This is a genomic window from Polynucleobacter ibericus (assembly GCF_018687955.1).
Taxonomy (GTDB): Bacteria; Pseudomonadota; Gammaproteobacteria; order Burkholderiales; family Burkholderiaceae; genus Polynucleobacter; species Polynucleobacter ibericus.
The window spans coordinates 599,576-617,350 of sequence record NZ_CP061309.1 but is presented as its reverse complement, the minus strand read 5'-3'; the positions used below and the strand labels follow the sequence as shown (position 1 = coordinate 617,350).

Genomic DNA, 17,775 nt, shown 5'->3' with positions numbered 1-17,775 from the left:
TCTAAAGATAATAATTAAGACTGGGATCAGTAAAACCCTTAAAACTCGGCATGAATCCTAAAAGATAGAATGCTTACGGGTCCACGAGCAGAGTTATAAGCTGGATTGCTGATGTGCTGAAAGTTCAAACCGGCTAGGACATTCTTGACTACCAAAGCGTTGTAATACACCTCACCAATTCTTTCGGGGCGATAAGAAATTGTTTGATTAGGACCGGCATAGTCACCGATAAAGTAAGACACGCCACCAGCCTGCAAATAACCTCTTCTATAGCTCGAGAGTCCGTTTTGCATCATCGAAATACCGATAGTGTCACTGGGTCGCTGCCAGCTCGTACCATTTAAACCCATGCCAACTGAGACTGAATTATCTGCTTCGGTGAACGACATGGTTTCGGTATGTCCATCGGATGTAAATGCACGGCCATAGATGCCAAGGTTTTTAGTTAATGCCTGCTCTCCATTAATACCAACACCCGTTTTATATTGGTAGTTAGTGCGAACATTATTAATTGCTTGCGTACCCTGTGCATTATTGGCAACGACATAATTGGTTGCATCAGAGAAACGTGCCAAGATCATTCTGTTGCGATAAGCCAGCACGCTTACCTTGCCTGGAAGATCGGCGATATTATGCTGACGCTCCACTTCTATTTGATCGCCATAAGTATTAAAAATTTGCCAGTTCAGATCACGGCCATTCGGATTCTTTGGAGCCAGCATACGAGAGGCACGCAGAACCCAATTGTCAACATACCACTCACCCGCCAAGCCAGTACTGTAGCCGCGCGCATCGGCAGCATAGTCATAAGCTAGATAGGTCATATTGCCCCAGTTCATGAACTGAATACGGGGATCTTTGGCATATTTGCTATCGTCAAAAATATCTAAGGTAGAGAACTGTCCTGCAGTAATCACAACACGATTACTGCTAACGGTTTGTGTAATTTGGTTGGCATCATTTTCAAGAACAACTTTATCGCCCTCTTGATTAATGGTGTGACGCAGAAATGCGCGTGCAGAATAAAACTTGGCATTCAAACCACCTGCCTTAGTAGCTTCACCGTTTGTGAAGCCACCTAGACCAACTAAATCCGAGAATGGCACACCTGAAACAACTTCTGGATTGAAATAGACGTCAGTATTCGGGGCCAAGCGTGCACCCAGAAATAAAGTACCCGACCAGGTATAGCTCATCGACTTCAGATCAGACAAGCTGTTTTGTCCTGAATAACTCGAGGTGAAGTTGTTATAACGCTGATTGATGTAAGTGGTTTGGCCATGAATATTTACTGGTAGGCCAAAAATCTCACCCTCGGTTGGCAACCAGGAAAGGTCATCTGCGAAGCTGGAAATTTGGTCTGCACCCGATCCTGCCCTCTGCGCAAAAGCAGAAGCACCAAAAAATGTGCAGGCAATACTGAGCAGGAGAAGTAAATAAATCTTGCGTGTCATTCACAATTTCTAATGGGGTTGCTAGAGCAATGCAATAGCAACAAGCCGATGGGGAAAACTAGGCAGACACAGCTTGATATTGAAGCCCAAGGGTCGCGCAGGACAAATTATCCCCAATAGTGAGTAATTTAACTAGTTTTTATGTCATGGAGATGACAGATCGAAGAGAAATCACCGCTAGACCATGCTTGCATTCGTCAATGGGTGTGCTCTGAAACAACTCAAACCTCAGTTAGCAGAATTAACGGCGATCCATTAAGGCGCGAGCCAACGTGCCCGCATCTACGTATTCGAGTTCGCCGCCTACTGGGATGCCTCGAGCAATCCGGGTGACTTTGATCCCCTTGGCCTTGAGTACTTCACCAATGTAATGGGCGGTAGCCTCACCCTCGCTCGTGAAATTGGTTGCTAGCACCACTTCACGAATTGGCACTCCCGTGTCAGGACTTTCAATACGCATGAGCAATCGATCAAAGCCAATTTCATTCGGACCCATGCCATCGAGTGGCGAGAGACGGCCCATCAATACAAAGTAATTGCCCTTGAAGCTGAGTGTCTGCTCCACCATCACTTGATCGGCAGGCGTTTCGACAATACATAGGAGTGATGGATCACGACACTCATCAGAACAGGTACTACAAATCTGTGTTTCTGAGAATGTATTGCAACGCGCGCAGTGACCAACCGTTTCAACCGCTTCGCCTAACGACTGAGCAAGTACAGCTGCACCATTGCGATCATGCTGTAGTAGATAAAACGCCATGCGCTGGGCAGACTTTGGCCCTACTCCAGGCAGTACGCGCAATGCCTCGATCAAACGACCGAGTGCATCTTGAGGTGCTTCTATACGCGCCATGTAATCAGAGCTTTATATTGAAAAAGAGTTAGAACGGCAACTTAAAGCCAGGAGGCATTGGCATACCAGCAGTAGCGCCAGACATCATTTGTGCGCTGGCAGCTTCCACTTGCTTGAATGCTTCTGTGTAAGCGGTCACGATGAGGTCTTCCAACATCTCGCGATCATCCATTGCGCCTGGATCAATCTGTACACGCTTGAGTTCGTATTTGCCAGAGATAGTTACTTTCACCAAGCCACCAGCCGCTTGGCCAGTTACTTCCAACGCAGCCAATTCAGCTTGCGCAGTTTTCATTTTCTCTTGCATCTGCTGAGCCTGTTTCATGAGACCAGCAAGTCCACCTTTCATCATCGCTTTATTTCCTTAGTGCTTTTGAATATTGATATTTAAATTAAAGAGCTTTTATTACAGTAGCTGCATCAAAGAGGTTTTACTGAGCCGCCAACTACTTTGGCGCCAAACTCTTTTTCCAATTGCTGAATAAAAGGATCAGCTGCAATCATTTGTTCTGCATTCATTCTTTTCTCTTGATGAATCTGGGCATCAACCTTGGCAACAGTTTTGCCTTCTACTTCACCCTTCTCAATCACAATCTTCACAGGTTTGCCAAAGTGAACTGTGAGGGCATCAGCCAAACGACCAACAGATGCATCAGAAGCTAACTGCGGCATTGGCGTCACGATGGTTGCGCGTACACCTGCAGCAGAATCATTCCAATCTTGTAATTCGGTCTGAAACGCTAACTGCTGTACTAATCCCTTTACCGGCAACTGACGCATCAAGGCATGCCAATCAGGACGCTCTGCCGAGTTACCTGCGGCAGCAACAGGTGCTGAAGCGGCAGGTGACGGCGCTTGAGCTGGAGCAGCAGCTTTTGCTACTGGCGCAGGAGCAGCTGCTCTGGATGCTGATGCAGCAGGTGCTGGGCGAGCAGTATTTACCGGTGGAGCCGATGGTGATGAGGGTGTTGAAGAAGAACTACCCCCACCGCCATTGCCCGGACGAAATGCGAGCATCCGCAAGAGCGTCATAGCAAAACCAGTTTGTTCATCTGGTGCCAAAGATAAATCTGGGCGGCTAGTAATAGTAATTTGATAAAAGAGTTGCGCTTCTTCTTTCGTCAGTTGACCGGCTAAACGACGAATCTCACCTGCTTCTGGCCAATCTTCTAAAACAGATTCTGGAACAACTTGCGCTGCTGCAATTTTTTGCAACAAGCTTGATAGATCTTGTAACGCTAATGAGAAAGACATGCTGCGCTCTCCCATTTCGTTTGCGACTGCCAGAAGGCTTGCACCATCTTTAGCAATCAAACAATCCAGAATACGAATGAGATAAGCATCATCTAGGGTACCGAGCATGCCGCGCACCGATTCTTCAGTTACCTTGCCAGCAGCGTAAGCAATCGCTTGGTCAGTTAATGAGAGCGCATCGCGCATAGAACCTTGAGCGGCCTTAGCCAGAACACGCAAAGCATTGACTTCACATTCGACTTTTTCAGCTGCCAGCACTTTTTCGAGATGCTCAACGATGAGCGGTACTGGCATTTGCTTGAGATTGAACTGCAAGCAACGAGACAGAATAGTGACAGGGATCTTTTGCGGATCTGTTGTCGCCAGAATAAATTTGACGTGCTCTGGAGGCTCTTCCAAAGTTTTGAGCATGGCATTAAAGGCATGATTGGTGAGCATGTGCACCTCGTCAATCATGTAAACCTTATAACGACCATTACTTGGTGCGTACGCAGCTTTCTCTAGCAGGGAAGCAATGTCGTCAACACCACGATTACTTGCAGCATCCATCTCTATATAGTCAACAAAGCGGCCTGCATCGATTTCCATACAAGCTGGGCATTTTCCGCAAGGCTCTGAAGTCATCTTGCCGGAACCATCGGATCCTGTGCAATTGAGGGCTTTAGCCATAATTCGGGCAATAGTCGTCTTACCTACCCCGCGAGTGCCAGTAAAGAGCCATGCATGGTGCAGGCGACCCTGATCCAAGGCATGCGTTAAAGCCTTAACCACATGGTCTTGGCCAACTAATTCAGAGAAGGTTTTGGGGCGCCACGAACGGGCTAATGCCAATGCTGTCATGTCTTACATTCTAACAAGCTAAAATGGAATTGGATGGGCCTCCCCGCATGGTGGGTTGGATAACCTGGTCAGGTCGGGAACGAAGCAGCCAAACCCAATTTCTGCCAGTGCCGGGGGTTTGGCTCATCCACCCCTCCCCCTATTAAAAACAGCGATTCAGAAGATCTTCAGAATCCTAAAAATCCCCCAAATCATCCAAATAATTAGCAAAACTAGGACTGTTCTTGCATCTAGCGAGATCCTAAATAATTGCAATTGTTTATGGGAACACTCAATAGATACTCGCAAAGTATGCCCTCCCCTAAATTGAATGTTTTAGCGTAGAACCTTAAGACCTCATTGAATAGAGAATTTTGAGGATTTAAGTGTAAGTAAGTAGTCAAGGCACAATAGACCAATACAACTTCACTAAAGTACTTATGTCCCAAGCCATTATTTTTGACGTAGAAGCAACCGATAAGAACGATGCAGTGATTATTGAAGCCGCTTCACTTGATGTCACTTCCCTTAAGCCATTTGAAGTGGGCAACCCTTGGGTGCAACGTTACAACCCAGGTAAACCGATTAGCTTAGGCGCGCTTGCTACTCATCACATCATGGATGAAGAGCTAGTCAATTGCCCTGCAAGTAGTTCTTTTCGATTACCAGCTGGCGCTAAATACCTAATTGGTCACAATATTGATTTTGACTGGGTGGCGATTGGTAAGCCCGAAGTAAAACGTATCTGCACCCTAGCACTAGCACGCAGCCTTTGGCCTAAGCTCGACAGTCATACACAAAGCGCCCTGCTCTATCACTTTGAACGTAGCACCGCTAGAGATCAGTTACGTAATGCTCATAGCGCCTTAGCTGATGTATGGATCTGCTCCAAGATTGTTGGGCAGATTATTGATAAGTTACACCCGATCTCTTTAGATGCCTTATGGGAGATGTCTGAGAAAGCCCGCATTCCGAAAGTAATGCCCTATGGCAAACACAAGGGTGAGCTGATTAGCCAAATGCCTAGTGACTATAAGCAATGGATGCTACGTCAAGACAATGTCTCTGAATATCTGCGCAAAGCCTTAGAAGCTAAGTAGCTTGTATGGCTTGGCTCTATTAATGGGGCTTATGCGCTGCTGTCACTATTTTTTCAGTATAGGCAATTGCAACTGCTGACAGTACAAAGGTAATGTGAATTAAGGTTTGCCACATCAAGGTTTTTTCATCATAGGATGCCGCATTGATGAATGTCTTGAGTAAATGGATTGATGAAATACCAATGATGGCAGTTGCCAGCTTTACCTTCAATACCCCAGCATTCACATGAGATAGCCATTCAGGCTGATCGGGGTGATTCTCCAGCTCTAGGCGTGAGACAAATGTTTCCCAGCCACCAACAATGACCATGACCAATAAGTTGGAAATCATGACTACGTCGATCAAGCCTAATACCACTAGCATTAAGGCAGTTTCAGTCATCGACTTATCTGCCATCATCGTAATGAGATGAACTAGCTCTATCCAGAACTGCCAAACGTACACACCCTGGGCAACAATTAGACCCAAATAGAGTGGCGCCTGCAGCCAGCGGGACATGAATATCCAACGCGGCAATGGGCGTAATTTTTTATCTAGGAAAGTTTGTTTATCTTGGTTCATGTGCAAATCTTAACCACTTTTTAGGGGTATTAAAGACTTAACAAAATTAGGGGAATTATCTACATGCCCTTATATGCAATAGGGAATAAGGAATCCGTGATTTCCTTATTCCCTCTCTGCCTGCTGCTTTTTCCTTGCCACTGCTTTTTCTTTACTCCTGCTACTACCGATAGATTCTTTACTGATATCTACGATTAAAGATCTGCTTTGTTTCAGCATCATGACGCTTGGTGTTTTTCAACACTGCGCAATAGGACAGGATCATGATGACTGCCAGAGAAATTCCGTTGAAGTTGTTAAGTAAGTCCATTTGCTTCTCCTTTGTACGTTATTACGTTTTATTTAATGACTAATTGGTTTATTGCTTACTTCATTCTTTATCTAGCTACCGGCAACTCATCCCACTTGGTGGTGTAGTTTGGCGACCGATTGTTTGACCTCATCTGCCACTCTTCCTTAGAGTGATTGGTTCCTGCAGCTGCAGATCTGATTGCCGCATTACCAAAGCGCGTATTGATCTCATCGACTGCTTTCATGAGGTGCGCAGACTTCCCCTTGGTTTCGATATCGTCAAAGAGTGATTGCTGTGCGGTTGGCTTATCGCTAATGAGATTAAGGATGACGCCCGCTTTCTTATAACGAAAGTTCGCTTGATAGATTTGCTTTAAACCTGCCAGCGCTGCATTCGTTAAGGTCAGCGTGTTGTCTGTTGGATCGGCCAATGGAATCGTGACACTCTGGTGATACTGCGGTTCATTTTGTTTAAACGGATTAGTCTGAATAAATACCGTGAGCGCGCCCGTAGTACTGTTTTGAGTTCTGAGTTTTTCAGCGGCGCGGGCTACATGGGTAGCAACCGATTCAGCAAGCTCTGCTTGACTACTCACTAACTTGCCAAAACTACGTGAGGCAATGATTTGTTGTTTGGCTGGTGCCACTTCCTCTAGCTGTAGACAGGATGTACCACGCAACTCATAACAAAGGCGCTCCATCACCACACCAAACTGCTGACGCATAGCTTGCGGTGAAGTCTGTAAGAGATCAAATACGCTCTGAATCTTTTGGGCTTTGAGTTTCTTAGCGATTTGTTTGCCAACACCCCACACTTCACCTACTTCAGTCTCGCTCATCCACTGGTAGAGCTCTTCTTTTGCCATCGCATTGACATCACATACGCCAGCGAACTGCTTGTGTTTCTTAGCCAAGTGATTAGCCAGCTTAGCCAAGGTCTTGCTAGCGCCAATGCCTACACAGACTGGCAAGCCAGTGGTGTCTTTCACCTGCTGTTTGATTCTCTGACCTAGCTCAATCGTGTCTTGATATTGTTTTAAGACAGTCTCGATTTGTAAGAAGCTCTCATCGATGCTGTACACCTCAAGATTAGGCGTGAACTCCCTGAGCACCTGAACGACACGACTACTCATATCACCATACAAGGTGTAATTGGATGAGTAAGCCTGAATGCCATGCTTCTTAGCTAAGTCCTTCATCTGAAACCAGGGCGTACCCATCTTCACGCCAAGCGCTTTAACTTCCGCACTACGTGCAACAGCACAGCCATCGTTATTAGAGAGCACTACCATCGGCACCTCTTCTAACTTGGGCTGAAATACGCGCTCACAAGAAACATAGAAGTTATTTACATCTACAAGCGCGAAGAGTGAGGTTGAAGTGTTTTGTGTATTCATCTCACTTACCCTCTTTGTTGTATCTGCCGCTAGCATTACTGTACTTACGTACTACTCCAACCACTACACCCCAGATTTGTAACTCGCTACCCTCATTGAAGGTGATGGCTTGATAGCTGGGATTTTCTGGTTGAAGCTCAATACGACCACGTAACTGATAGAGGCGTTTGATGGTGTATTCACTATCAACGACTGCCACAACGATATCTTTATGCTTTGGCTTGAGGGCCTTATCCACGACCACCTTGTCACCGTCACAAATGCCTGCGCCCAACATCGAATCCCCCTTTACAGTGAACATGAAAGTGGCTGGCTTGTTCTGGACGAGGTAATGGTTCAGATCGAGGCCGTCTTCGGCGTAATCTGCTGCTGGACTAGGGAATCCAGCTGAAATCCGGTGGCTAAGAAGCTTAAGCTCATAGGCAGCAAAATGCCCCGCCAAGGCCTGTGGTGCCTGGCTTAGGGTTACTTTCGCGGGGTTCATTACTTGCGTCATAGTCATTAATATACTGTATGTTTATACAGTATATGTAAAAACCGCAGAAATGAACTTATTTTTGTTGTTTTAGGGCTATTTGCTCAAAATTTAGGCAACAAAAAACCACCCGTAGGTGGCTCGCTCAGCCTCACTCAACCTTAGCAAAAAACAAACGCAAGTATTGCTGGGTCATCCGCAAAGACGTTGGATAGATAAATACTGGCTCGATAAAACCATGACTGCGCAGTTTCTACGAGCTCAAGAATGATTGGGAAACGTTCCATGCCTCAATGATAGTACTTAATACCCCTCCAAAGCCCTCTTTTATTGGAATTCCCTTATTTTTTGTAGTTATATTAATTCATTGATGTTATGATTTAACGTAACTACAATATTTCTGATAAAATTCACTTATGATTCGGCAAAAAATGATTCAAATATTGCAAAACATGGTCTACCTCTCTCAGATGCAAAGCTGCTGGATTGGGATTCTGCCATTAGCTACATTGATGGCAGAAAGAATTATGGTGAGGAGAGGTGTGTAGCGCTAGCACTCATAAAGCAACGTCTGTACTGCGTAGTTTATGTTGAACTAAAAATAGGTAAAAGAATTATTAGTCTAAGAAAAGCAAATACCCGCGAGGTAGAGAGATATGAAAAAGAAAATAATTAGACCTAGTGCCGAAGAAGATGCTGCTATTACAAAAGCGGCAATGGCAGATCCTGACAATATGCCATTCACGGATGAAGAGTGGGAGAAAGTTAAGCCTACGCTAGTTCGTGGTCGTGGCAGGCCCCTAGGCAGTGGAGCTAAAGAACAGGTTACCCTAAGAATTGATAAAGAAACTTTAGATTTTTACAAATCCAAAGGTGAAGGTTGGCAAACTTTTATCAATCAAGTACTTGGTGAAGTGAAAAGGGAATCCAAATCAATATCGACTGTTGAAAAGAAGTTGAGCAAAGGCACTTTAATGACCAACAAATTCAAGGCTGCTGCTTAAGGATTTACCTAAATTCAACCATCTCGCCCTTGGATGAAATCAAGTAAGCCTTGTTTGGCTTGTCTTTTCTGATGCGCGTGAGTTCAGCTTGGTAGCCCTGCAATTGCTTGCGGTACTTTTCATACTGCTCACTAGCCACTTCCGGGATAGTCAGCTTGTAATCAATGATGGCTAGATGGTCATCAAACTCTATCAAACGGTCCATGCGATAGCTCTTACCGTCTTCGCTGGTGATATCGAGCTCATTCCAAGCTTGCAACCACTCACCTGATGTGAGATAGCGCTTAAGCTCTGGAGTCTCTAGTACTTTTTTAGTACGGGAGAGTAATGTTTCCGCATGACTCTGATCAACGGCTAGCCAATCCATGAGCTCTTGCTCGCTTGGCATTGCCGGCTTTGCTTGGTTAGTGGTATCTGGAGTGAGAAATTCAAGCAACTTATGGAAGTTCGTACCCTCTTCCAAAATTTCAGGATCGGGATTGCTAGCTTGCTCATCTTCGCCCGCAAACACTTCAACTGTGACACCACTTTCGATGTCAGAGAGCATTTGCGTGTGGCTCTCTTGTGCAGGATTCCAGTCCAAGAAAAAATCTTCGACTGCATTTTCTTGCTTAGATTGAATAGTTTCAGTCTCTTCTATTGATCCCGCTTGATCACCTACCTGATATACAGGTAACTCAGCTTTGCTTGCCTTGCCATACCAAGAAGTTTTATCTAGGCCACTAGGGTTATTGGTGGTGGGCTTTTGAGCATCACCGCTAATCCATAAGCCCTGGCGCGCACGGGTCATAGCGACGTAAAGTAAGTTCCAATTTTCTTTTTCACCGATTTGCTTCTCAGCTTCATTGATTTCAGTGCGAGGACTCGTTAATGTTTTAGAAGTAAAGAGAGATAGGTGAGATGGACCCTCTTCTTGTGGTGACCAATCAATTAACACGCCACTGTAGTCCACATTCGTATCGGTATTGTTCGCATCGAGAATAATGACAAAAGGCGACTCCAAACCTTTGGCGCCGTGAATTGTCATGAGTCGCACACGCTTATAGCGATCCTCCTCTGACATCTCGCTCTCTTCATCTACTTCCGCCAAGTTGTCATCGCTGGCAGCATCAACATCTCCCTCGTCGGGCGTTTCATCATCATCGCCACGGCGTTTCGTATTCATTTCTTGAATAAAACGGCTTAAGCTTGGGTATTGACCACCGTCTTGATTGAGTGCCACCTCTAAAAAAGCATCTAAATTTGCCAATACCTGCGGACGATCAAGATCCTGACAGACGGCAGCATATTTGAGGCGTACATCTCCCTCTTGGTAGATACGATCGAGCAGGTCATGGACTGGCAAGCGCTCCCCTAAGACATGCCAATGCTGGAGATAACGACCAGCTCTTTGTAGCTTTGCATCCTTGCTATCTTGCAGTGCATCCCACCAAGAGCGATATTGACCTGATGTCATTGCTACTGCCAATTGCTGCATTTGTTTTTCTGTAAAACTAAAAATCGGACTTCTAAGAACTTGGGCTAGCGGTAAGTCGTGACGAGGTGTTACCAAAACAGTCAGTAAAGCAATAAGATCATCGATCTCTAAAGTATTAAGCAACCCGCCTAAACGTGGACTCTCATAGGCAAGCTTTACATCACGCAGTGCCCTTTCGTATTGAGGTAAGTATTTACGACGTTTGACTAGCAACAAGAAATCGCTTGCTCTAGCCTCACGCCATATTTCCTTGCCGCCTTCTTTGTCAGCTACCTTGCGTGTCGCGATGATCTCTTTAATTAGACGCGCGACTAACTCACCCTCATGCTGACGCTGAATCACACCAACCGTTTCACTTGAATCGGCAATCGCTCCGTCAAAAGCGCTGCCCTCTCGGGGTTCCTGTGTCTGCTCTGCATAAGGAATGAGGGGTAATAAATAAATCTCGCCTTGCTGAGCATAAACATCGGTCGGCTTACCTTCATCTGAAGTGGTCCACAGGGTTTGCTGCTCTGAATACGGGTAATCAGGCGGCACTTGCTCGCCCTGAAAGATTCTATTCACTGTTTGATTAATTTCAGGAGCGTTGCGACGCGTTTTGTCTTGCTCAATATAAGCCGCATCATGGTATTGATACAAAAACCGTGCTGCACTTACAAACAATCTGGGGTCGGCACGGCGGAAGCGATAAATCGACTGCTTGGGATCGCCCACAATAAATACTTTTGGCCGCTCATCTCCTTCGCTGTAGCCCGCTAACCAGGCTCGCAGAATTTGCCACTGCAATGGATTGGTATCCTGGAACTCATCTATCAAAATTTGTTTGTACTTGGCATCTAAACGAGACTGAAGATATGCAGCATGTTCAGGCTCCCCCATTAATAAGCTAACGCCAACTTCCAGATCATCGAAATCACGCACACGCATATTCTCTTTTTGGGCGCTGGCGTGTGCCATCATGGATTGACTCAGAGCAAACCAAGCTTCATTGATAAGAAAGACATCCTGCTCAGCTTGCCATAGGAGATATTCCTCAAAAGCATGCCCCCATTGCTGCTTAATAGCGATGTGCTCATCGATACGATGAGACTCACCCATCTTCTCGAGATATTTTTTCGCCTCACCCAAAGCTTTATCGTTATTACTGCGATATTTTGGATCTTTGGTTAAGAAAGTAGTTTGAAAGTGACTCGCGACCTCCATCACATTGCCTTCACGTTCTTTACAGGCAATGGCAGGCAACAAGTATTGCAGGAGATCACTATCTTTTACGCTGCTATTTTGAAAACAGCGCGCTAGGAACTGAAGATCCTCTAGTACGTTGGGTGCATTCCACTGACCTAGTAATGGATTAGGTAAGTTCAGTTTATGTAGAGACTGTTTTAGGCGCTCAATTGGGCTCACGCTAGTTTGATTGCATTTCTTTGCAAAGAAAGCCCATGCTCCTCTTTGCTTTAAGAGACTACTTTTACCCATCAAGAGTTTTTGCGTCTCATGTGATCCTAAGTATTTGAGTAAGACGTCGTAATGGGCTTTCAGTTCTGGCGTGAGATCACCCCACCAATCGTCAAGACACTCCTCTTGCAATCGCTTGGCGTCTTCACGCAGCTTAAATCCCGGCTGAATACCCAGTGATACGGGGGCTGCACCCAATAATCTGCCAAACCAACCATGAAAGGTGTCAATCACAATCGGCTGTGGATTTGCCAGCACCTGCTCATAAAGCGCTTTAGCCTTGGGCAGGTATTTTTCAGCTTGATCACGCGCCATGCCTCTAGCGGTGAGTTCTTTAATTAACGAAGCATCGTCACTTTTAGAAAATTGCTCGAGCAATCCATATAAGCGGTCACGCATTTCTTGCGCGGCTTTGCGTGTGAACGTTAATGCAAGAATCTCTTGCGGCTTCACATCGTCAAGCAATAGGCGTACCATACGCGCAACTAGCAACCAAGTCTTGCCGCTGCCTGCACAAGCAGAGACAATTACCGAGCGCTGGGGATCACAAGCAAGGCTTTCTGAATAGACCCGCTTCTCTGGAAGCACATTCATGAGATCACTCACCAAATTCCCTTCCTGCAAATACCCCTTGCTTCGCAGTATTGGCAAACTCCTTCAGGTGCAAATGCTTGCATTGGCTTTTTAGCCCAAAGCTGCTCTATGTCCTCTGTCATTTGCTCAGAGAATAGCTTCATCATTTCTGGCATATCAGACACCTCTTGGCTACGCGTAGCCTTTTGCTCTCCCTTGGAGATGTCTGCCTTTAAGGCTACCCACTCTGCTTGTCGAACCTGATGGCCAGTAAGCTTATGACCTTCCTGCATCTCATTAGCGGCCCGAGCGTAGATCAATAGCTGAGGATCATCCAAGATATGTTCGGCGCGTACTTTTACCTTCTCAAAGCGTTGATTTTTGTAATCAATCACTGAGGCAAGCTTACTGTCATCTACATGAACGTCATAGCGATCAGCATAGCCTTCAATCCGAATCATTTTGAGATTTTCATCAGCATCCTGAAATGACAGATCAAAACCAACTTTGACTTCGCCATCAAAATATTGCCAACCTGCCATCTCACGTTGTAATTGCCAATCTACAAAACTAGGGATTTGCTTTTGCCAATCTCTTAATGTGCCCATTACCCTAGCATCACCCTCGATCAAAGAGGCGAACTCTTGCTCAGAATAAACATTTAAGCTTTGCTCCATCCAGGCGCGTCTTTGCTCTGAATTGGACTTGAGGGCTGAATTAGTGTGTTCTTGTGTTTTAAGCGCTTGATAAAAACGCTTAAGTAACTTGTGCAAGGTCTGTCCTGCTAAGGAAGCATCAAAGCCCTCATCAAACTCCTTGTTCTTACGTAAGCCCAATAGACTGCGAACGTAATAACGATATGGGCAATCCCGGAGGGCCTTGTAGGCGCTGGGACTCATCGAAAGCGGCAGCGGCAGATCTTCTTCAAAATGCGCAACCGCCATCTCCATTGGCACGGCCTCAAAAGATCGTTTTTTTAGTTGAGTCGGAATGGCTTCCCACTCAATTTGATTTTGCAAACGCTGTATCCAAGCCGAGGGCCTCAGCGGCTCTCCGTTATTACTTTTACTTTGCCAGAGCAAATCAACATTGGGGCATGACACCAGCAATTGCGACAAATCTCTAGCTTGCTGCACAAACTGCATCTCTATTGTGGAGGTCTTCAATAACTGATTTAGCGCATCTGAGAAAAAGAGTGGCGGCTCTGAATATGCCGGCAACTGCTGCTCATCACAACCCACGACAACTACAGCTTCAAAATCTCGCATACGTGTTGAGCTGAGCGGCAGAATACTGAGTGCAGCTTTAGCTTCTTTGCCAGCCTCTTGATAACTAGCACCCTCTATAACGGTTTTGAGCAAACTCAGCCATTCACTTAAGCGCATAGGGGAAGCTTGGTATTGCGTCTTACTTAAATCAAATGTCTTAAGCACCTCTAACAACTGTTTGCCAGCAGAGTCTTTCTCGAGGCTTTGGACCATGCCAGTTGCTTGAAGATTGCCCTGTAACTGCTTAAAGGCTTGGTTGCAATCAACCTTTAACGCCAGCCACTCATGATGGCGTTCCCTGACAAACTGGAGCAACTCAAATAATGCAGAGCTTGGTAGCGAACTCGAGGTTTTTGTCGCATTATCTCTTGCGCCTTCAATTGCCAGGTGAAAGGTTTTCCAACCAGACTCCGCTTTACTAGCAACTAGAATATCTTCCAACTCTGCAATAAGTCCCATGCAGGATGCTGGGTCTCGATTGAGAATTTTTCCAAAATCTAAAAAAGGATTTTGCAAAAACTCAAGCAAGGTTTTTGCACTAGGGCCATCCTTAGGCGCCTTGATTAGCTCTAACCAACTATTAAGTGCAGCAGCTGCACGCGTAGTGGATAACTTCCAACCAGTCTCATCGCGAATATTAAGCGCTGGACCTAATCGTGAAAGTAGCGCACGCGCCCTTCTTGCAACTAAACGATCTTGTGCAACAAGTGCGAGATTAGTTTTGCCATCAATGAGATGTTGCTCAATCGTTTTAGCAGCAGTCCACGCTAACTCTTCAAAGCGTTTAGCCGGAATCAGTTGCCAGCCTTTACCTTGCGAACGCTTTACATTTGCAAGTGCTAGTACCCTAGACTGCTCATCGCCTTCTACGCCAATAGACTCAGGCCACAAGCCCGCATCACGCCAATCCATTTTGACTTCTACCACTGGAGCGTATTGGGCATACTGATTCAGTAAATTGCTAATGATCTCTTGATCAATAGGAGTTGGATCAGCCGTCTCCACCCAAATCAGCGGTCTCGCGTGATGCGCATTCTTGGCAGCTTCAATTGCATTGAGATGTGCAGCCATTGCAAACTGATTTCGAAATGCTGGGTCACTGATGCTTACGGTATACCGCCAAAACTCCAGCAAAACCTTAGTTTCTTGATCTACAACTTTACGAGCCATTCCTGAATAAACATTGGCAACGGCGCTATCCAACAACACTTGCGCTTGTTCAAGACAAATCTCACCGAGATTACTTTTGCCAGCCTGATTATTCAGAATATGTTCATGAATCTGTTTTTGCAACTGTGGACTCACTGCAATTGATAGGGTATCGCAGGCTTCAACAATGGCTTGTGCTAAACCCCATGCACCCGTTTCAGTCTCAGCCTTAAACCACGCTTGTAATTGTTTATGTTTACGTAAAGTGGCATAGACACCTAACCATCTTTCTAAATCACTTTGCTTCTTTGGAAACTTCCATGCGCCGGGTGCCGCTTCTAGCCAATCCGCAAAACTGATCACTTGAGGCAAGAATGCAATGCTGCTTGGCAGATTTTTGGGTCGGTTTTGCTCCAAGACCGCTCTCACCCCAACCAGTGGTCCGGCAGTACTCAGCACCACCAAGGGGCGTTGCTTAGTTTGCACTGCACAATCCCAAATACCCTGAGCTAACTCGGCAAGTGCTTGGCTATTGGGCGTAATTGCCCAAGCTTGCGGCTGCTTTTGATCAGAAAGGGTAGGAAAAGGCTGGGGCATCAGGTGACTATTTATCTATTTTGAGCAGAACGTTCCGCTTATTGCTAATATAAGCGTTGTAACGACATAATTAAATAACTCGCTAAATAAGTCTAAATAAGGAATTTTCATGAGTGCCGGCATCAAATATGTAACTGACGCTTCTTTTGAACAAGACGTCCTCAAGTCCGATAAACCTGTTCTGCTCGACTTCTGGGCTGAGTGGTGCGGTCCTTGCAAAATGATTGGTCCGATTCTGGAAGACCTCGCTGGCGAGTATGGCGATAAGCTACAGATCGCGAAAATGAATGTGGATGAGAACCAAGGTGTTCCAGCCCAATTTAATATTCGTGGCATTCCTACTCTGATCCTCTTTAAAAATGGCACTGTGGCTGCTCAAAAAGTAGGCGCTTTGGCCAAATCCCAGTTGACTGCATTTATTGATAGTCATCTGTAAATAGTCTCAGACCACAGGTTCACCAGTTGAGCCTGTGGTTTTTACTGATTCCCCTGCTTGTCAGGCCTATTTTTTAGTGTAGTATCGTAGTTATCAGTAGTTCAGCGCTTTCAAGTAGCGCGCTCTTTCCAGCAATTTACCCCCCCCTCTTCTAAGTAAACTTCCCAAATTCTGTTTTTCCACATCTGCGTGATCTAGATCAGCGCGGCAATACCCCAAAACCAATTTCCCATATTTATTTTTACCTTTATCAATACCCGAGAACCACATGCAATTAACTGAACTCAAAGTCCTCCACGTATCCGCTCTGCTTGAAATGGCAGCCAGCTTGGAGATTGAAAATACACAACGGATGCGTAAACAAGAATTGATGTTTGCCATTCTAAAAAAACGTGCGAAGGCTGGCGAGACAGTATTCGGCGATGGCACATTAGAAGTATTGCCTGATGGCTTTGGTTTCTTACGCTCACCGGAAGCCTCTTACATGGCTTCTCCGGATGATATTTATATCTCCCCTGCGCAGATCCGCCGCTTTAACTTACATACCGGTGATAGCGTTGAAGGTGAAGTACGTACACCAAAAGATGGCGAGCGTTACTTTGCATTGGTAAAAGTAGACAAGATCAACGGTTTGGCTCCAGAGGCTCTTAAGAACCGCATCATGTTCGAGAACTTAACGCCATTACACCCTAACCGTGTAATCAGCTTGGAGCGCGATATCAAGGCTGAAGAGAATTTGACTGGCCGCATCATCGATATGATCTCCCCGATTGGTTACGGCCAGCGTGGTTTGATCGTAGCCTCACCAAAATCCGGTAAGACAGTGATGATGCAGCACATTGCACACGCAATCTCTGCAAATAATCCTGATGCCATCCTTATCGTGCTACTCGTAGACGAGCGCCCTGAAGAAGTTACTGAGATGCAACGCTCCGTTCGCGGTGAAGTAGTTGCCTCTACTTTTGATGAGCCAGCAGTGCGTCACGTTCAAGTGGCTGAGATGGTGATTGAAAAAGCCAAGCGCTTAGTAGAGATGGGCAAAGATGTGATCATCTTGTTAGATTCGATTACCCGTCTTGCGCGTGCATACAACACCGTTGTACCTTCATCTGGTAAGGTGCTTTCTGGTGGTGTGGATGCAAACGCATTGCAACGTCCAAAGCGTTTCTTTGGTGCAGCTCGTAATATCGAAGAAGGTGGTTCATTGACGATCATTGCTACCGCCCTGATTGAAACCGGCAGCCGTATGGATGACCTCATCTATGAAGAGTTCAAAGGTACGGGCAATATGGAAGTACACCTTGAACGTCGCTTGGCTGAGCGTCGTGTTTACCCATCGATTAACCTCAATAAGTCTGGCACCCGCCGTGAAGAACTCCTGGTTAAAGCTGAGAATCTCCAGAAGATCTGGGTATTGCGTAAATTGCTGGCAGATATGGACGATATCGAGGCGATGAACTTCATCGTTGATAAGCTCAAATCCACCAAAAACAATGGTGAATTCTTCGACCTTATGCGTCGAGGAGGCTAATTTAAGGGTCTAGGGGGCTGTTTTAGCCCTTTTTAGACCCTAAAAGCGAGCTTTGTCCTTGATTTCATGGCATAATT

16 protein-coding genes and 1 other RNA gene are annotated in these 17,775 nt (G+C 45.7%); 6 read left to right on the top strand and 11 right to left on the bottom strand.

The annotated features are described in order from the left end of the window. Window positions 1–38: 38 nt before the first annotated feature. The 4 genes from AOC20_RS03290 to dnaX all read right to left on the bottom strand — a co-directional run bounded on the left by AOC20_RS03290 (window position 39) and on the right by dnaX (window position 4,404). The gene (locus tag AOC20_RS03290) at window positions 39–1,454 is read right to left on the bottom strand and encodes a carbohydrate porin (protein WP_215361444.1); all 1,416 of its coding nucleotides are present in this window, start codon (window positions 1,452–1,454) and stop codon (window positions 39–41) included. 241 nt (window positions 1,455–1,695) lie between these two features. Further along, window positions 1,696–2,310: a recombination mediator RecR gene (gene recR, locus AOC20_RS03285; protein WP_215361443.1), complete on the bottom strand. Its 615-nt coding sequence runs from the start codon at window positions 2,308–2,310 to the stop codon at window positions 1,696–1,698. A gap of 28 nt (window positions 2,311–2,338) precedes the next feature. Next, complete coding sequence (locus AOC20_RS03280; protein WP_072582156.1) at window positions 2,339–2,662, bottom strand: YbaB/EbfC family nucleoid-associated protein; 324 nt, start codon at window positions 2,660–2,662, stop codon at window positions 2,339–2,341. Between the two features lie 68 nt (window positions 2,663–2,730). Further along, window positions 2,731–4,404, bottom strand: coding sequence for a DNA polymerase III subunit gamma/tau (dnaX, locus tag AOC20_RS03275; RefSeq protein WP_215361439.1), 1,674 nt, complete (start codon window positions 4,402–4,404; stop codon window positions 2,731–2,733). 32 nt (window positions 4,405–4,436) lie between these two features. On the opposite strand from dnaX, the gene ffs reads away from it, so the two are divergent. Both ffs and AOC20_RS03265 read left to right on the top strand, forming a co-directional pair. Further along, an RNA gene (gene ffs / locus AOC20_RS03270) (signal recognition particle sRNA small type) lies at window positions 4,437–4,535 on the top strand. 288 nt (window positions 4,536–4,823) lie between these two features. Beyond that, a complete protein-coding gene (locus tag AOC20_RS03265) occupies window positions 4,824–5,483 on the top strand; it encodes a putative quorum-sensing-regulated virulence factor (RefSeq protein ID WP_215361437.1) in 660 nt (219 codons plus the stop codon). 19 nt (window positions 5,484–5,502) lie between these two features. On the opposite strand, the gene AOC20_RS03260 is transcribed toward AOC20_RS03265, so the two are convergent. The 5 genes from AOC20_RS03260 to AOC20_RS09765 form a co-directional block, all read right to left on the bottom strand. Beyond that, entirely contained in the window at window positions 5,503–6,045 is a 543-nt protein-coding gene (locus AOC20_RS03260) for a TIGR00645 family protein (protein WP_215361436.1), read from the bottom strand. 178 nt (window positions 6,046–6,223) lie between these two features. Then, on the bottom strand, window positions 6,224–6,355 hold the full coding sequence (locus AOC20_RS09770; protein WP_285896904.1) for a hypothetical protein: 132 nt from the start codon (window positions 6,353–6,355) through the stop codon (window positions 6,224–6,226). A gap of 67 nt (window positions 6,356–6,422) precedes the next feature. Beyond that, the gene (locus AOC20_RS03255) at window positions 6,423–7,733 is read right to left on the bottom strand and encodes a Y-family DNA polymerase (protein ID WP_215361435.1); all 1,311 of its coding nucleotides are present in this window, start codon (window positions 7,731–7,733) and stop codon (window positions 6,423–6,425) included. A 1-nt stretch (window position 7,734) separates the two neighbouring features. Further along, window positions 7,735–8,235 carry a LexA family protein gene (locus tag AOC20_RS03250; RefSeq protein ID WP_215361433.1) on the bottom strand — a complete coding sequence of 167 codons (501 nt, stop codon included), beginning with the start codon at window positions 8,233–8,235 and terminating at the stop codon, window positions 7,735–7,737. A gap of 134 nt (window positions 8,236–8,369) precedes the next feature. After that, window positions 8,370–8,495 carry a hypothetical protein gene (locus AOC20_RS09765; RefSeq protein ID WP_285896903.1) on the bottom strand — a complete coding sequence of 42 codons (126 nt, stop codon included), beginning with the start codon at window positions 8,493–8,495 and terminating at the stop codon, window positions 8,370–8,372. 107 nt (window positions 8,496–8,602) lie between these two features. Between AOC20_RS09765 and AOC20_RS03245 the strand changes: the two genes are divergently transcribed. Together AOC20_RS03245 and AOC20_RS03240 are read left to right on the top strand one after the other, a co-directional pair. Then, window positions 8,603–8,884: a BrnT family toxin gene (locus AOC20_RS03245; RefSeq protein WP_349814562.1), complete on the top strand. Its 282-nt coding sequence runs from the start codon at window positions 8,603–8,605 to the stop codon at window positions 8,882–8,884. After that, on the top strand, window positions 8,865–9,212 hold the full coding sequence (locus tag AOC20_RS03240) for a BrnA antitoxin family protein (RefSeq protein WP_215361431.1): 348 nt from the start codon (window positions 8,865–8,867) through the stop codon (window positions 9,210–9,212). The genes AOC20_RS03245 and AOC20_RS03240 overlap by 20 nt, the downstream gene beginning before the upstream one ends. A 4-nt stretch (window positions 9,213–9,216) precedes the next feature. Here the strand turns inward: AOC20_RS03240 and AOC20_RS03235 are convergent, their stop codons facing one another. After that, window positions 9,217–12,750: a UvrD-helicase domain-containing protein gene (locus AOC20_RS03235; RefSeq protein WP_251373146.1), complete on the bottom strand. Its 3,534-nt coding sequence runs from the start codon at window positions 12,748–12,750 to the stop codon at window positions 9,217–9,219. Then, window positions 12,747–15,731, bottom strand: coding sequence for a PD-(D/E)XK nuclease family protein (locus AOC20_RS03230; protein ID WP_215361429.1), 2,985 nt, complete (start codon window positions 15,729–15,731; stop codon window positions 12,747–12,749). Before AOC20_RS03230 ends, AOC20_RS03235 begins: the two co-directional genes overlap by 4 nt. Before the next feature lie 109 nt (window positions 15,732–15,840). Between AOC20_RS03230 and trxA the strand changes: the two genes are divergently transcribed. Continuing rightward, a complete protein-coding gene (gene trxA / locus AOC20_RS03225; protein ID WP_215361428.1) occupies window positions 15,841–16,167 on the top strand; it encodes a thioredoxin TrxA in 327 nt (108 codons plus the stop codon). Between the two features lie 268 nt (window positions 16,168–16,435). After that, a complete protein-coding gene (rho, locus tag AOC20_RS03220) occupies window positions 16,436–17,698 on the top strand; it encodes a transcription termination factor Rho (RefSeq protein ID WP_068321061.1) in 1,263 nt (420 codons plus the stop codon). Window positions 17,699–17,775 lie beyond the last annotated feature (77 nt).

Bases quoted from the DNA above. Each gene is read 5' to 3' on its own strand.
- AOC20_RS03260 (WP_215361436.1), bottom strand. From the start codon at position 6,045: ATGAACCAAGATAAACAAACTTTCCTAGATAAAAAATTACGCCCATTG.
- dnaX (WP_215361439.1), bottom strand. From the start codon at position 4,404: ATGACAGCATTGGCATTAGCCCGTTCGTGGCGCCCCAAAACCTTCTCT.
- AOC20_RS03240 (WP_215361431.1), top strand. From the start codon at position 8,865: ATGAAAAAGAAAATAATTAGACCTAGTGCCGAAGAAGATGCTGCTATT.
- AOC20_RS03265 (WP_215361437.1), top strand. From the start codon at position 4,824: ATGTCCCAAGCCATTATTTTTGACGTAGAAGCAACCGATAAGAACGAT.
- AOC20_RS03230 (WP_215361429.1), bottom strand. From the start codon at position 15,731: ATGCCCCAGCCTTTTCCTACCCTTTCTGATCAAAAGCAGCCGCAAGCT.
- AOC20_RS03280 (WP_072582156.1), bottom strand. From the start codon at position 2,662: ATGATGAAAGGTGGACTTGCTGGTCTCATGAAACAGGCTCAGCAGATG.
- recR (WP_215361443.1), bottom strand. From the start codon at position 2,310: ATGGCGCGTATAGAAGCACCTCAAGATGCACTCGGTCGTTTGATCGAG.
- AOC20_RS03250 (WP_215361433.1), bottom strand. From the start codon at position 8,235: ATGACTATGACGCAAGTAATGAACCCCGCGAAAGTAACCCTAAGCCAG.
- rho (WP_068321061.1), top strand. From the start codon at position 16,436: ATGCAATTAACTGAACTCAAAGTCCTCCACGTATCCGCTCTGCTTGAA.
- AOC20_RS03255 (WP_215361435.1), bottom strand. From the start codon at position 7,733: ATGAATACACAAAACACTTCAACCTCACTCTTCGCGCTTGTAGATGTA.
- AOC20_RS09770 (WP_285896904.1), bottom strand. From the start codon at position 6,355: ATGGACTTACTTAACAACTTCAACGGAATTTCTCTGGCAGTCATCATG.
- AOC20_RS03290 (WP_215361444.1), bottom strand. From the start codon at position 1,454: ATGACACGCAAGATTTATTTACTTCTCCTGCTCAGTATTGCCTGCACA.
- AOC20_RS09765 (WP_285896903.1), bottom strand. From the start codon at position 8,495: ATGGAACGTTTCCCAATCATTCTTGAGCTCGTAGAAACTGCGCAGTCA.
- trxA (WP_215361428.1), top strand. From the start codon at position 15,841: ATGAGTGCCGGCATCAAATATGTAACTGACGCTTCTTTTGAACAAGAC.